The organism is Archangium violaceum, assembly GCF_016859125.1.
Taxonomy (GTDB): Bacteria; Myxococcota; Myxococcia; order Myxococcales; family Myxococcaceae; genus Archangium; species Archangium violaceum_A.
In genome coordinates, this window is sequence record NZ_CP069338.1 from 10,008,466 (window position 1) to 10,023,878 (window position 15,413).

A 15,413-nucleotide genomic window follows, 5' to 3' on the forward strand; every position below is an offset into this window, starting at 1 on the left:
CGGGCCGGTCTTCCTTCATGAGCGCCCATCCCGGGCCGCTCCACCTGACTTCCCCGGAGGGGGACACATGTCTCGGCAACTTCCCAGCCTTCCATTCCTTCTGCTTTCCCTGCTGCTCACCCTCGCGGGTTGCGGCAACGTGGTGGGTCCCAACCATCCGGGCGAGCCCCTCGTCACGATCCGGGGACAGATGAACACCACGCCGGACGCACGCGTCACCGGACCGGTGCGTCTGGCATTCGTGTGGTACCCGCAGTGGTTGGCCGCGGAGGATACGGGCGGCTCGCAGGGTGGGCCCGTGGACGTGGTCACCGAGGACGTGGTCTACGAGGGCAGCTTCCCGGCCAACTACAGCTTCCACATCTATAACCCGCCGCCAGAGAGCGTGCTCGAGCCACTCGGCGAGGGCCTTCGAGGCAAGGGCGCCTTCGGCATCCTCCTGGCGTACCAGGACGGAAACGGCAACGCGAAGCTCGACACCATCGCCACGAACGGTGCGCCGGTGGACCGGATCATCGGCTCCTCGCTCCTGACCGATCCGACCTCCGCCGCCTTCACCGTCATCTACGTGACCACGGAGCAGCCGGCGGAGACGGGCCTGAAGCCCGGTTTCAACCTCATCCAGGCGGTGAACTCCGAGAACAGCGCGGTGGTGCCTCTGGACACCCACATGCCACTCACCCTGACCCAGGGCGGCCCCTTCTACGACGCGCTCGTCTGCGAGGCCGGGTGGCTCACCTTCCTGTTCCTCGATGTGTGTGGCCTGGACGGTGGCGGCATCTTCGAGCCGATCAAGCTCGCGGTGGGTGGCCGGGTGGTCCTCGAGGGCTCGAAGGCGAAGGTCGAGCTGAGGGTTGATTTCGAGAACACGCCGCTCCAGGACGCGGCGGTGACGCTCGCGGGCCGCACCCTCCCCTATGACGCGGAGCGCGAGGCCTATGTCCTCGAAGAGGAGGACACGGCGCTGCTGGCACCCGGAGGCAGCTTCGAGCTCGTGGTGAACGGGGGCGGCGAGTCCATCCGCCGCACCTTCCAGGTGCCCGGTGACTTCGACATCACCTCCCCCACCGCGGACGAGCAGGTGAGCGCGAGTCAGCCCCTGGAGCTGCGATGGACGGCCTCCCAGGGAGCCGCCGAATATTACGTGCGCCTGTCCTCGGGCACCGCGGGCGGCGGCACCATCGTCGGCGAGGGCGCGCTCTCGCACACCTTCGACACCACGGGGGCGGGGCACGAAGGGACTGTCCAGGTGGAGGCCCGCATCCGCTCGCTCGATATCCAGGCCCTGGTGACGGTGGCGCTGGTGAGAGAGCACACGTTCACCTTCGCGCCGTAGCCCGCCGTCACATTATATCGCAACATAGTTGCAAATACATTCCCGTTCCCATAACCCTCTGGACTCATCCACCCGGACATGGAACGGGGACAAGGCATGCTCGATTGGCTCATCATCGGTGGAGGTGTTCACGGCACCCTGCTGTCGCATCACCTCCTGCAGGCAGGCGTGCGTCGGGAGAGGCTGCGGGTGTTGGATCCTCATTCGAGGCCCCTCGCCCGCTGGGGACGCTTCACCGCCAGCACGGGGATGGAGTTCCTGCGCTCCCCCTCCGTGCACCACCTGGATGTGCACCCCTTCGCGCTGGAACATTTCGCGAAGGGCCCGGAGTGTCGGCGCATGAAGAAGCCCTATGCGTGGCCCTATGACCGGCCCGCGCTCGCGCTCTTCCAGGCCCATGTGCACCACCTGGTGCGCACCCACGGTTTGCAGGAGGTGCGGCTCGAGGGCGTGGCACGTGGCGCGAGCCGGCTGCCGGCTCGAGGCCTTCGAGTGGAGACGAATCAGGGCGCGCTCGAGGCCCGGCGAGTGGTGCTGGCCCTGGGCGCGGGAGATCATCCCGCGTGGCCGGACTGGGCCACCACCCCCCAGGCCGAGGGCGGCCGGGTGGAGCACATCTTCTCGGAAGGCTTCCACCGCGAGCGAATTCCTCCCGAGGAGGACGTGGTGGTGGTGGGTGGAGGCATCACCGCCGTGCAACTGGCCCTGGCGCTCGCGGCCCGCGCCACCGGACGGGTGACGCTGCTGAGCTCCCACGCCATGCGCATCCATCAGTTCGACAGCGATCCCGGCTGGCTCGGGCCTCGGCTGCTGACGGCATTCCACGGCCAGCGCTGCCCCCGCCAGCGGCGGCGCACCATCCTCGAGGCGCGGCATCGGGGCTCGATTCCGCCCGACGTGGCGGCGGCCCTGCGCGGAGCGCTGCGCAAGGACACGCTCTCGCACCAGCACGGCCAGGTGGTGGCCGTTCACAAATACCTGGAGTCCAGCCGCGAGCGCCTGCGGTTGGAGCTGGCTGGAGACGCGGGGACCCTCGAGGCGGACCGGATCATCCTCGCCACGGGGTTCTCGCGCTCACGCCCGGGTGGCCGCTGGCTGGACGAGACCATCCAGAGCATGGCGCTGTCCTGCGCGCCCTGCGGTTATCCCCTGGTGGATCGTCACCTCACCTGGACACCGGGGCTGCACGTGATGGGGCCCCTGGCCGAGCTGGAGATCGGCCCCGCCTCGCGCAACATCTCCGGCGCACGGATGGGCAGCGAACGGCTCGTCGCGCTTGCCCGCGGGTAGACGGGCCGGGTGGCCAGGAAGTCCCCGCGTCTGGAGACGTATCTCCGGCAACTGGCTCAACTCCTGATGGAAGTTACGTGCCAACCCCTCCGCCTCATCCGCCGTGGGGCTTGCGGTGTTGCGAACGGCGAGCCAGCCAGTTGCGGATGAAGGCCTTCACGGCCGGGTGCTGTGACTCGCGGAACACGTCCGGCGGGCCCGCCTCGACGATGCGGCCCTCGTGCATGAGGGCGAGGCTGTCGGCCATGCCAAAGGCGGCGGCCACATCCGGTGTAATCACGAGCGACGTCGCCCCGAGCTGCTGCTTGCCGGTGGTGATGATCTCGTTGACGGCGGCCGTGGTGAGCGGATCCAGACCGGCCGTGGGGTCGTCATAGAGGAGGATTCGGGGTTGGAGGATGGTGGCGCGCGCGAAGCCCACGCGCTTCTGCATGCCGCCCGACAGCTCGCCGGGGTAGCGGGTGGTCGCATGCGACAACCCCACCTTGGCCAGCGTCTTGTTGACCGTCTCCTCGATTTCCGCCTCGGACATGCGGGTGCGCTCGCGCAGGGGAAACGCCACGTTGTCGAAGACGGTGAGCGAGTCGAAGAGGGCGTTGGCCTGGAAGAGGATGCCCTGCTTGCGGCGCATCTGATCCAACGCGGCCTCGTCCATCCGAGCCACGTCCTGGCCCTCCACGAGCACCGTCCCCCGGTCCGGCCGCAGCAGGCCCATGATGTGCTTCATCAGCACCGACTTGCCCGAACCGGAGATCCCCATCAGCACGCAGGTGGTGCCCTCGGGCACCACGAGGTCCACGCCCCGCAGGGCCTCGTTGTCGCCAAAGGTCTTGTGGAGATCCCTCACCTCGATGGCCAGCTTGCGTGCCGACCCGCCGCTCGTGTCGCTCATCACCCCACCCGAACCAGCGCGCGTCCGAAGTTCGTCCCGTTCGTCAAGGTCCTCATGCGTCTCTCCTCCTCGACCCGGACCCTCCCGGAAGACAGCGTCGCTGGCAAGAAGCTTTGGGAGACCACAAACCAGAAAAATCCCTTTACATTGAAATAGCCGACTCGGTAGCGTTCCGCGAATGCACTGGCACCTGCATTCGAAGAGCGCGGCCGTGCTGGCCGTGATGATCACGATCTCCGGATTCGTCGGGATCGACGCGCACGCCCAGCAATGTGGTCCCGAGGCTCCTCAAGAAGCCGAGCCTCTCAACGACCGGATGAGCGACACGCGGCTCCTGCGGCGCATCGTGCTCGGGCTCACCGGAACCACGCCGACCCTCGAGCAATACGAAGCGATGGGGGCCGCGGCCACGCCCGAAGAGCGAGAAGCGATCCTGCGGTCGGCGCTCGAGGAGGCGCTCGCCTCGCCGAAGTTCTACGAGCGGATGCTGCGCTTCGGACACGAGTGGATCGCGGTGGGCGCGTACACCACGGGCGCCGCTGGCGACGCGTACCAGGGCGACATGTCCGGCCACCTCTTCAAGTGCCCCGCGGACAGCCTGCACCCGGGCGCGTACTACCACGTGAACGAGTTCGGCTCGGGCGATCCGGCCAGGCAGTGCAAGGACCAGGACGCGGACGGCAATACCGCGGTGCCCGAGGTGCACTCGGTCGAGCCCTGGTGGGCGCCGGGAACGCGGGTCGAGGTGCTCGGGAAGGCCGGCTCCAACGTCACCCAGGTCGTCGACGCCAAGGGCCAGACGCTCGACTGCGGCATCGCGGGCGGCGGCTACTACGATCCCATGCTGCCCGCCGGGTGCGGCTGCGGGCCGAACCTGGTGTGGTGCGCGCCGCTGGTCGGCCTGAATACCAAGAGCAACAACGATCTCCGCGTACAACGACGCCATCCGTACGAGGAACCCGCGCGCCTGTTCGCGCACCTCGCGTGGCACGACCGGCCGCTCTCGGATCTCGTGCTCGGCAACTACTCGGTCGGAACCAACTGGCTGCGCGCGCTGTACGTGCGCTTCGGCCGGCAGATGGGCAGCAACGCGCTGGACGCGAACACGACCTGGTGGCGCCCGGACGCGGACAACGCCCCTCGCGATCCGCTGCACCCGGCGCCGAATGATCCGCAGGCGTGGCGCGAGTTCGTGGTCGAGGACCTGGAGCCCTTCCACCTCGCGCTCACCGACAACCGGGCGCGCTCCGGCAGTCTCGATCGCACGTACAGATTCGATCCCCGCACCACGACGGAGGCGCCGAAGGGTCTCCCCACCGCCGGGGTGCTCACCATGATCGGCGCGATGTCCTCGTTCCCACGCGAGCGCGTCCGAGCCGCGCGCTTCCTCGAGATCTTCGCCTGCCAGAGCTTCTCGCCTCCTCCCGCGGATGTGCACTTCCCTCCGTACGAGGTCGATCCCGCCACCGGCGGAACATGTCTGCACTGCCACAAGACGCTCGATCCCGCGGCGATCTCGTTCAAGCGCTGGGATTTCAATCCAACCCCGAGTTACTACGTGCCGTGGCCCTTCATTCCGGGCGTGGGCCGTTACCGCGTCACGAAGGACTGGCTGTCCGGTCGATATCCGTACACCGGTAACGCGCCGGGCTACCGGTGGAAGAACGCGTTCCTTCCCAACACCGTGTTGACCCCGGTCACCCCCGAGCAGATCACCGCCAATCCGGAAGCGGTGCTGCTCGACACGATGCCCGAGACGTACACGCTGCTCGGCATGCCAGGCGACGGCACGATGGGCCCGCTCGGGTTCGGGAAGCTCCTCGTCCGCTCCGGGGAGTTCGACCGCTGCGCCGCGCGCAAGCTCTACGCGATGTTCATCGGCCGTGAGTTGAACCCGGCCACCGAGAAGGGCTTCATCGACAAGCTCGCGAGGGAGTTCGTTGCACGCGACCGCAAGCTCCGGTCCTTCATCCGATACCTCTACGAACAGCCCGAAATGCGGAGGGGCCTGTGATGAGCATGCTGCGTTCGATGCTGGGAGCCGCCGCGCTGGCCTCATTCGTGCTCACCGCCGGGGCCTGCACCGGGAAGATCACCGACGACTCGAAGGACGGCCAGACCTGCTCACCTTCGGGCAGGAACGACGAGATCCGGCTCGGGCTCGCACCCGCCTGCGCGGGCTGCCACCTCAATGGCAACAAGCCGTTCTTCGCCTCGCTCACCGCGTTCGAGAACGGGCTCGTGTACGACACGAAGTACGTGAAGCCCGGAGATCCCGAGAACAGCATGCTGGTCCAGATGCTGGAGGGAACCGCTCCCGGGAGCTACCCGCAGATGCCGCCGGGTCAGCCCTACGAAGAGTTCGTCGCCAACGGCCGCACCACGCTGACCATCGAGCAGGTGAAGGCCTGGATTCGCGACCTGCCTCCCGCGCCCGAGCGGCTGGAGGCTCCAGATACGGAAGCATTCTCCGTCCGCCGGCTCTCCGCCGAGGAGATGGTCGTGAGCTTGATGGATCAGCTCGGGCTCACGCTCGAGGACTTCGTCAGCACCAGCGATCCCGATTGGCGCAACAAGGCGTACGTGGTGAATGGCGGCAAGCTCTTCGTATGGCCCGGTGAATGGTCTCCCGGTATCTCGGGCGAGTACGTCTCCGACTCACGCAGCGTCGAGCGGTTCGAGGCACTCGGAGGCGGCAACTCGCTCCTGTACCGCAAGAAGGACGTGGGCTTCGGTCCCTCCGCGGCGCAGACGCTGGTTCAGATGTCGCAGGCCTGGTGCGCGCGCGCGGTGGACAAGAAGGGCAACACGGCGGTGTTGCGCTACGTGACGCTCGCCGACACCTCCGCGAACAACCCGGACGCGGTGCAGAAGAACCTGCGCGCGCTCTACCTGCGCATGCTCGGACAGCCGCCTTCGGATGCGGAAGCGAAGGAGTTGTACGAACAGGTCTATGTACCGCTCGAGGCGCGGAGCACGCGCCTCGGCTGGATCGGCGTCTGCGCGTCGCTCATCCGTCACCCGCTGTGGATCACCTACTGAGCCGAGGACACCATGATGAACACCTCTCGCCGCACACTGCTCAAGTGGGCCCTCGGAGCGGGACAGTTCGCGCTCCTCGAACGCGCGGGCCTCCTCGGCTCGAGCGCCGCGCGCGCCGCGGACATCGACGTCCCCTCCCGGCTCGTGGTCCTCTACATCCCGGGCGGCTTCCGGCCGGCGTACTACTTCACCCCCATGGACGACGCGGACATTCCGCTCTGCGTGCCAGCGTCCTCCAACTACAGCGGCGAGCCCGTCTTCTTCGACGCGAGCAAGGTGGTGGACCTCGCGCCCCCGAACGGTCCCTACAAGCCGCTCCGGACCTGGCAGTCGTGGAACCCCTCCAACCCCGCTGAGCGGGGCACCTTCAGCCCGCTCATGTACGGCTTCTCGCACTTCGCGCTGCATGAACAGCTGAGCGTGCTGCACGGCATCGACCAGGGCTCCAACGATCACTCGAGTGCGTTCATCGCGTCGATGTGCGGTGTCGCCGGTGCGGACTACCGGGCGCCCGCCGTTCATTCGGTGATCGCCAACCACCTGTTCGAGAAGTACCGCGAGAGCAGGCCACTGCCGTTCGTGGTCGTCGCCGGGGAGCGCGGCACGCCGCTCGGGATGGGGCTGCCCTCACATGCCTCGCCCGTTCGCGTTCCATCGATCGAAGCGCTCAAGCCGCAGCTGTCCGCGAAGCCCTCGGACAATCCCTGGTGGACGGGGCTCGATGCGCGCACCGAGGGTCCCGAGCTGGACGCGAGAGGTCAGCCCACCGGCGGCACACTGAAGACGAACATGCTGGAGCGCTTCTCGCTCTCGCGCACCCCGCAGATGATGGGCCGCTCGACGGCGAAGGTGGACAGCTACCTCGAGGGCCTGCACGGCTCACTGTCGTCGGTCTCGCGCGTGCTCGCGACGGATGTCGTGTCCGTACTGGAGAGCACCAAGGGCATCGATCTGCTGACGGCGAACCGTCCCGCGTACCTGGCGAGCTATCTCGGGAACCAGTCGTTCACGTACTCGTTCGGCCTCGCGAACTTCCACCTCACCGGGCTCGATCCGCGGATGGATCTCGCGCTGCGCCTGCTCAAGTCGGACCTCTGCACCTCGGTGCACGTCTCGCTGCAGCTCGACTTCGACACGCACAACTCCTTCGGACACGGCTACAGCTGCGCGCACGGCCGCGGACTGATGGACTGCGTCGCGCGCTTCCTGGGCGAGCTCAAGGCCGCGCCTGCTCCCGGCAAGCCGGGCAAGACGCTGCTCGATGACACGCTCGTGCTGGTGATGAGCGAGTTCGGCCGCAGCTGGGCCTCACGCGGACGCGATGGCACCTACTCCCTGCCGGATGACCACCACCCGTACACCTCCGTCTGCTTCGCGGGCGGAAACGTGGCGGCGAACCGGCAGGTGGGCTCGTACACCCCGCGCGGGCTCGGCGTTCCGGTGGACATCATCGAGGAGAACGGTCAGCCCTCGAAGCGCGTGCCCAGAGCCGCTGACGCCGTGACCACCGCGCTGCGGATCATGGGCATGAGCACGCACGACTTCTTCATCCCCGGCGGCTACGGAGAGGTAACGGGGATCCGGAAGGCGTAGGCCGCGAGCGGTGCCGGGTGCGCTTGCGCTCGGGCGGGAACTCCGCCCTGGCATTTCCCCGCCTCACCGGAAGCTGGACCTCTTCCACGGGAGGTCTGCTAGAGGGGCTGCATGCTCCTCCAAACCGGTTCCCGTCTCGCGCCCGTGCTGCTCCTCGCACTGGGCGCCTGCCACGAGAAAGCACCGTCTCCCCAGCGGCCCGCCGCCGAACCTCCGCCCGTGGCCACGCCGCCCGCCACCCGTCCCCGGAGCGATGATCCCGCCGCGTCGAGCCGCACCTTCTCACGCCTGAGCGGCTCGCTCCGTCCCGCCTGGTTTCTCTGTGACGGGACCAACCGGCCACGGATCGCCGTCGTGGAGCGTGACGAGGGTGGCTCCACCGCCACGCTCACCTGGGTCGAGAAGCGCGAGGGCACTCCACCCACCCACCAGACCTATGCGTTGGGAGAGGTCTCCGCCGGTGCCGGCCAGCGCTTCTTCCCCCTGCTTCAGGAGAACCAGGAGGTCGGCGCCCTGCATGCGATCAACCCCGGCATGCTGCCCGAGCCCTCCCGCGCGCTGATTCCTCCCTTCGTGAGCCTCGTGGCGCGGAAGGTGGACCTGAACTGCCGTTGGATGCTGGGGGTGCGCGTGATGGGCTTCGATGGAAGGCGCAGCGTGCTCGTCACCCAGGAGGCGAACACACTGACCTACCGCTCCTTCGATTTCGCCGAGGCCGCCAAGGCCCAGCAGCTTCGGGTCGAGGGTTATGGCCACACGACCCCGGCAACCCAGACGGTCCAGGGCGGAACCGAGGAGCGCACCCCGGACGGCTCCGTCTTCACCTTCCGCAATGGCGCCTACGCCTATGTGCTCCGGGCGGGTGGCGAGGCCTCGCTGGAGGTCCTGCGAGACGGGCAATCCGTGCAGCGCACCGACCTCCTCGCCTGGACCTACGCTCCGCCTGCGCCCTGACCGTGAAGGCGGGCACCTGGCCGCGTCTCTCAGCGGCGCAGCAGACCCACCTCGACGCCGCGGACGAGGTCCACCAGACGGGGACCGAGCTCACTCATGAGCCGCTCGCGAGGCAGCTGGGACGATGGGCCGCCGCAATTGAACGCCAGGATTTGACCACCATCGGGCGGGATGAGGGCAACGCCCACTGCATTCACGTCCGAGGTCCATTCGCCGATGGAGAGCGTGAACCCATGGGTCCGGTACTCCTCGAGGGCTTGCTCGATGCCATCGCGGATGCGCGGCCACTGGTCCGGGTCCTGCCTGGCGATGCGCTCCATCATGACACGCTGTTCCAGCTCGGGCAGGGAGGCGAGCAGCGCCCGCCCCATGGCCGTGGTCGCCAACGGGATGCGTGAGCCGACGTCGAGGCGCACGGTCACCGCCGAGTTGGAGCGGCAGTGCTCGACGTACACCATGCTGAGCCGGTCCCGGGTGCCCAGGGAGACCATGGCGTTGACCTGGTCGGCCATCTCCTGCATCAGGGGCCTGGCCATCTGGCGGGCGTTCATGCTGGAGAGCGCCGCGTAGCCCAGCGACAACACTCCCGTGCCGAGCTGGTACTTTCCCGAACGCTCCGAGTATTTGAGATAGCCGAGCCGGGTCAGGGTGTGGGTCAGCCGGGAGATGGTCGGCTTGGGCAGGCCGGTGCTGGCCGCGAGCTCCCGGTTCCCGAGCTGCGGAGTGTGAGGCGTGAACGCGCGGAGCACCTCCAGCCCGCGCGCCAGCGCCGTCACGAACTGGCGGTCCTTGGCGTCCTCCTCGTCTGGCTCATGCAGGAGCCCCACGTCGGGTGCCGCGGAGTCCTTCAGGGGAACGGGAAGGTCGGAGAAACGGAGCATGGCCGTCCTGGTATTTCGGGTGTCAGGACGATAGGAGGGCCAAACACTTCGGGTCAACGTGGGCGGAACCTGGTTTCGCATAGTGGGCGAAACTCCGTTTCGCCAGGCGAAACCCGGAGCGTGTCCCAGAGCCTCGCGGGCTCCTCCAGGAGCGCGAACACCGAGGAGGAGCCCACGCCGTCCTCGTGGCTACTGCTGGGTGAACTGCGTCAGCCAGTTCAGGTTGGTCCTCAATGACCAGCCGTAGGTGCCAGTGCGCCACTTCTGATCCAGGGTGAGGCCAATGCAGCTTCCCTGACGCATGTAGCAGTGATCGGCGTCACCATCCGAGGCCTCGGAATTCTCCACGATGTACCAACCGCTGTTGTTGCTACGGGAGCAGGAGGTCGCCAACGGGCACGACAGCCCCGTCATCTCCTGGACCTGGCTGCGCACGGTGAGCTCGGTCGAGCCCATGAACGCGTCGTTCTCTCCATTCACGACCCGGAGCCGGTCGCTCGGCAGTGCGCGGTTGCCGTTGGCGACGCAGGAGCGGAGATCATAGATGGAGTACTCGACGCCCGCGCCCAGCCCATAGGCGGCCTGCACCCGGCTGTCATAGTTCTTGGCCAGGATGGCCATGATGGACCCCTGGCTGAAGCCGGCCACCACGACACCCTTGGAGCAATCCGCCTTGGCGCGCGAACAGATCGTGTTGATGGCGCTGGTCGAGCGGGTCGAATCGAAGATGCACCTGGCGCGGCTCTCGAGCGTGGAGCAGGTGCCAAAGGTGGCGTTGTCATACTCGACGGTGGCCGCGACATAGCCACGGCTCGCCATCTCCTCGACGGCGGCCATCGCCGAGGCGTGATCGTACCCCTCCGTGGTTCCCACCGTGTAGATGAACACCGGGTATCTGCTCTGTGAGGACAAAGGCTCCCTGCCTCTGATGCTGTACGTCGTGCCACAGATGGCGCCGCTACCGCCCCGATACGTCGCAGTGAAGCTGGTCAGACTCTGGGCCAGGGCGGAGGCGCTCCACGCCATGGACAAGAGCAGCGCAACGAGGATCCTCGAACCTGCCGTCGCTTTCATGACTTCTCCCTTTGCCTGGGGGGGCAGACCGCATTCCCAGACAATCAGATACACTACCGATGAAAGACGGAAAATCAAGCCATGACAGCCAGAACGGTGTTGAAACACATCCCGTTCCGCCATGCGAAACAAACCCATGATTCACAGTTCATTTCGCCATGCGAAATGGATCCACGGCGTTCGAAGGCGCGTCTCACGGAAGGGGCCGCGACACCAGCATCCCGGCAATATTCGCATGGCATTGATTGGCGGGATGCGTCATGCCAACGCACCATGATCTCGGATAAGGATTCATGCGCATCTGGAGCTCCCGCTACCCGCGGAGACAGGAAGGACATCCCCGAACCATGATGAACGACTCCCCCAGGATCGCGCGGCGCGCTCACGCGATGCCGCTCGTGATTTCTTGCATGCTGGCCCTCTTCCTCCTGCTGCCGCAGAGGGCGATCGCACAGACGGATGCTCGGGACTACGAGGCGGGTATCTACCTGCCTTCGAAGACCCTGATGCTCAACGCCTACCTGCGCCACTCGGCCACGTCGGACCAGCAGATCGCCTCGCAGACCACGATGGTCCTGCGCGGGACCTACCTGCTCAAGTACGGCAACATCGGCCTGGCGCCCATCGATGTCATCTTCGCCGCCGCGAACGTGAACATCACGAGCGCCGCGACGGGGGGCCAGCAGGTCGGCATGACGGGCATCTCCGACCCCATCTACGCGCCGACCGTCGGGTACGGCTTCAACGAGCAAACGGACCACCCCACGGCCCTCGCGGGCACCCTGTACGTGACCATCCCCGTCGGCGAGTACGACCCTGCTCGAGGCCCGTTCAACATCGGGCAGAACCGCTGGGTCTTCCGGCCACAGCTCTCGATCTACCAGCGGTACAAGATCCTCACCGCGCAGCTCAGTGGGAACGTGGGCTTCACCACGACGAATGATGACTTCCGCCTCAACGTGGCACCCGCGGGTGCCCCTCCGGCAGTGGTCCAGTTCGAGAACAGCCGCGAGCTGTCCTACGCGTTCGAGGGGCACCTCGCGGTCGATCTCTCCAAGAGCTTCTACATCGCCCTCTCCTACTTCCTGACAGCCAACGGGAAGCAGAACCTCCGGGCCGATCTGGGGGGACAGCAGCTCAACCTGATCCTGTCGGAGAAGCAGACCGTCCAGACCGTGCGCCTCTCGCCGACCATCCGGCTGAATCCCTCGTCACTGCTCATGCTGCAATACCAGAGGGACTTCAAGGCGACTGGTGGCGCCTCCAGGAATCAGGCCTACCAGATCCGCTTCACCCACTTCTTCTGACGTGGAGCCGCCCGCGTAAAAGATGACCCCGGCCCACCTCTGGCGCCCGGGGCCATGGGCCCGTGGTCCCTCTTGTTTGTGCACTGAAAGACGTCTCCGCCGTCGCGCCGCCTCCGCGCGCGGAGCCGCATGACGTGGCGCGTCCGACGCCCCCTGTCATCTCGGGGACTTCGGGCTTCGTGGGACCTCGTCCCCGTCCCTACCTGCGCCGTCACGAAGCCACGGATCGAATCGTTTCGACACACCAGACCTCGTCTGGCCTGCCGCGTCGCGTCAACACTTTCCCGTTTCCCGGGGCTGGAGATTGGTATAAAAATTCCATTTTCCCCGTTTTACTTTTTCTTCTCGTATTCAGGTGACGTGGAAAGGTTCAAAGAATGAAACGGAGCAGGAGCTCGTCCTGGAAGCAGTTCGCGCTGGCGGGAGGTTTCTGGGCGGTGGGAGTCGTCGCGGGAGTGGGCTGCGCGGTGGCCACCAGCGAGGACGCCGCGGAGTCCGGGTATGAGGCGACACTGGAGTCCAACGGATCCAAGACGCTCACCATTGGTGGACAGACTTTCGGCCTGACCTGGGAGGATGACTTTGGAGGCGACCTGAACAAGGGCCAGCCCAAGTCCTATCTCAACACCCAGTACTGGACCAAGGAGAACCTGGGCGTCAACTTCGAGCAGCAGGCCTATACGAACCGGGAGTGTCCCAACAATCCCAACAGTTGGAACTACTGCGTCGAGAACGGCAAGCTGACGCTGCTGGCGAGGCAGGAGCCGTTGGACTGCGTGGTCTGGCAGCAATGTACCAGCACCAGCCAATGCGGCACCAACGGCACGTGCGCGGCCACCGGCTACTGCGTCTACGACCAGAACAAGAACGGTGTCTACGATCACGACGAGTGCGCCCCGTTCAATGGCACGGCCAACGCACCGACCAACGGGACGAAGTACACCTCGGGCCGCATCAAGAGCGACGAGAAGGTCGAGTACCGCTACGGCTACATCGAGTTCCGCGCGCGCATGCCCTTCGCGGATCTGCCCGCCGGCGCCACGCCGCCCAATGGCATGTGGCCCGCCATCTGGATGCTCGGCGCCAACGGAGCCATCACCAACGGTGGCCGTGACGACAGCGCGGGCTGGCCCATGAATGGCGAAATCGACATCATGGAGTACACGCAGATCAAGGAGAACAAGGCCCTCTACCCGTCCAACGAGGCCATGGGCTACAACGTGCTGTGGCGCGAGTACCCCGAGGCGGGCGAGCTGGCGGCCAACTCCGGTGGATGGGAGCCCAACGCGTGCAGCTCCTGGCCCAACAATGGTGACGCGAAGTGCGACGGCGACGTGGGCGGCGCGCGGGCCACCTGGAACGGCAAGACGATCGACTACCACCAGTGGCACACCTGGGGCTTCCTGTGGGACGAGAACGGGTTCAAGATCTACATCGACAACCTGCCGCAGAACGGCGGCCAGCCCGTGGGCACCTTCACCATTGGTGACGGCGCGACCGAGTTCCGTCAGCCGATGTACCTCATCCTCAACAACGCCGTGGGTGGCGAGCTGGGCTGCCTGGGTTGGAAGGACCGCGCCTGCACCTCGAGCGCGCAGTGCGCCAACGGAGCGGCGTGCACGAATGGCAAGTGCCAGGAGACGGCGGCCTCGTGCATCAACATCGACTGGGCGGCCCATGGTGACAAGGCCAAGCTCGAGGTGGACTACATCCGCTGGTACCACCGCAACTCGGGCTATCCGCAGGCGCCCCGGGCCTCGTGCCAGGACATCGACGGCAACGGCGTGCCCGACAACCTCATCCGCAACTGCGGCTTCAACGAGGACTTCACCTACCACCGCAGCGACCTGTTCTTCGACGGTGGCGCGGGCCTCACCGAGGTCATCAACGAGGGCGGCACGCGCGGCTACGTGCAGTGGGTGCGCGTGGACAACGGCGGCTGGGCGACCCACAGCGTGCAGGTGCGGCAGGAGGGCTTCCAGCTGCAGGCCGGTACCTCGTACAAGTGGAAGGTGGACCTGAAGTCGAACGCGGCGCGCACGGTGCCCATCAAGATCGTCCAGGCGCACGATCCGTGGACGGCCATCGCCTCCTTCAACTGTAACGTGGGCACCTCGTGGACCACGTGCACCGGGCCGAACTTCACCGCGTCCGCTACGGACACCTACAAGTTCGAGATCTCCCTGGGTGGCTCCGCCTACACCGGCGCGCAGCTCTACCTGGACGACATGTACCTCGGCACCACGACCAACGCCTGCCAGCCGGACTGCACGGGCAAGCTGTGTGGGAGCGACGGCTGCGGTGGCACCTGCGGCACGTGCCGCACCGGAACGACCTGCGGCAGCTGGGGCCAGTGTGTGGCGTCCGGCGGCACCTGCACGCCCTCGTGCTCCGGCAAGGTGTGCGGCAGCGACGGTTGCGGCGGCACCTGCGGCACCTGCGCCACTGGGCAGACGTGCAACAGCTCGGGCCAGTGCACCAGCACCTGCACGCCCTCGTGCTCGGGCAAGGTGTGCGGCAGCAACGGCTGCGGCGGCACCTGCGGCACCTGCGGCACCGGGACGACGTGCAACAGCTCGGGCCAGTGCGTCGGCACGGGCCCCACGCCCGTGCGTCTGGAGGCGGAGAGCGCCACGCTGACGGGATGCTTCGCCGAGGCCGGTGGTGACAGCGGTGGCAAGGTCGTCGCCTTCGAGGGCAATGACACCATCTGCTGGAGCAACGTGAACATGTCTGGCATCACCTCCGCGACGGCTCACGTGGGCGCCCCGTACACCGGTGGCCAGGCGCAGCTGAAGTTCAATGGCACGGTGCTCGGCACGTTCACGATGAGCACGGCGAGCGGGGGTTGGAGCAGCCCGAGCCTGACGAACCTCACCACCGCCGTCTCCGCGAGCGGCACGGGCACGCTCTGCCTGGCGGGTCTGACGCACCCGAACGGCTGGATCTTCTCGGTCGACTACCTCGATCTGAAGTAGCAGACCCAAAGCAGCACACGAGACCCCTTCCGGTGATTTTCGCCGGAAGGGGTCCCTCATTCGTTC

The 15,413-nt window shown here is 66.7% G+C and carries 11 protein-coding genes; 8 read left to right on the top strand and 3 right to left on the bottom strand.

From position 1 onward, the window contains the following. The first annotated feature begins 67 nt into the window (after window positions 1-67). Both JQX13_RS42330 and JQX13_RS42335 read left to right on the top strand, forming a co-directional pair. Window positions 68-1,336 carry a hypothetical protein gene (locus JQX13_RS42330; RefSeq protein ID WP_203405087.1) on the top strand — a complete coding sequence of 423 codons (1,269 nt, stop codon included), beginning with the start codon at window positions 68-70 and terminating at the stop codon, window positions 1,334-1,336. 96 nt (window positions 1,337-1,432) lie between these two features. Then, on the top strand, window positions 1,433-2,626 hold the full coding sequence (locus JQX13_RS42335; protein WP_203405088.1) for an FAD-dependent oxidoreductase: 1,194 nt from the start codon (window positions 1,433-1,435) through the stop codon (window positions 2,624-2,626). Between the two features lie 94 nt (window positions 2,627-2,720). On the opposite strand, the gene JQX13_RS42340 is transcribed toward JQX13_RS42335, so the two are convergent. Continuing rightward, window positions 2,721-3,518: an ABC transporter ATP-binding protein gene (locus JQX13_RS42340; RefSeq protein WP_203405089.1), complete on the bottom strand. Its 798-nt coding sequence runs from the start codon at window positions 3,516-3,518 to the stop codon at window positions 2,721-2,723. A 178-nt stretch (window positions 3,519-3,696) separates the two neighbouring features. Between JQX13_RS42340 and JQX13_RS42345 the strand changes: the two genes are divergently transcribed. From JQX13_RS42345 to JQX13_RS42360, 4 genes are all read left to right on the top strand, one after another. Beyond that, window positions 3,697-5,532: a hypothetical protein gene (locus JQX13_RS42345; RefSeq protein ID WP_203405090.1), complete on the top strand. Its 1,836-nt coding sequence runs from the start codon at window positions 3,697-3,699 to the stop codon at window positions 5,530-5,532. Further along, on the top strand, window positions 5,532-6,560 hold the full coding sequence (locus JQX13_RS42350) for a hypothetical protein (protein ID WP_203405091.1): 1,029 nt from the start codon (window positions 5,532-5,534) through the stop codon (window positions 6,558-6,560). Before JQX13_RS42345 ends, JQX13_RS42350 begins: the two co-directional genes overlap by 1 nt. A gap of 12 nt (window positions 6,561-6,572) precedes the next feature. After that, window positions 6,573-8,153: a DUF1501 domain-containing protein gene (locus JQX13_RS42355; RefSeq protein ID WP_203405092.1), complete on the top strand. Its 1,581-nt coding sequence runs from the start codon at window positions 6,573-6,575 to the stop codon at window positions 8,151-8,153. A gap of 111 nt (window positions 8,154-8,264) precedes the next feature. After that, window positions 8,265-9,107, top strand: a complete 843-nt coding sequence (locus JQX13_RS42360) for a hypothetical protein (protein WP_203405093.1) — start codon at window positions 8,265-8,267, stop codon at window positions 9,105-9,107. A 29-nt stretch (window positions 9,108-9,136) separates the two neighbouring features. Here the strand turns inward: JQX13_RS42360 and JQX13_RS42365 are convergent, their stop codons facing one another. After that, a complete protein-coding gene (locus JQX13_RS42365; RefSeq protein ID WP_239014185.1) occupies window positions 9,137-9,988 on the bottom strand; it encodes an IclR family transcriptional regulator in 852 nt (283 codons plus the stop codon). Between the two features lie 189 nt (window positions 9,989-10,177). Next, the gene (locus tag JQX13_RS42370; protein WP_203405094.1) at window positions 10,178-11,062 is read right to left on the bottom strand and encodes a hypothetical protein; all 885 of its coding nucleotides are present in this window, start codon (window positions 11,060-11,062) and stop codon (window positions 10,178-10,180) included. Window positions 11,063-11,409: 347 nt separating this feature from the next. Between JQX13_RS42370 and JQX13_RS42375 the strand changes: the two genes are divergently transcribed. Together JQX13_RS42375 and JQX13_RS42380 are read left to right on the top strand one after the other, a co-directional pair. After that, the gene (locus JQX13_RS42375) at window positions 11,410-12,369 is read left to right on the top strand and encodes a transporter (RefSeq protein ID WP_203405095.1); all 960 of its coding nucleotides are present in this window, start codon (window positions 11,410-11,412) and stop codon (window positions 12,367-12,369) included. A gap of 377 nt (window positions 12,370-12,746) precedes the next feature. Then, window positions 12,747-15,347, top strand: coding sequence for a carbohydrate binding domain-containing protein (locus JQX13_RS42380; protein WP_203405096.1), 2,601 nt, complete (start codon window positions 12,747-12,749; stop codon window positions 15,345-15,347). Window positions 15,348-15,413: the final 66 nt, after the last annotated feature.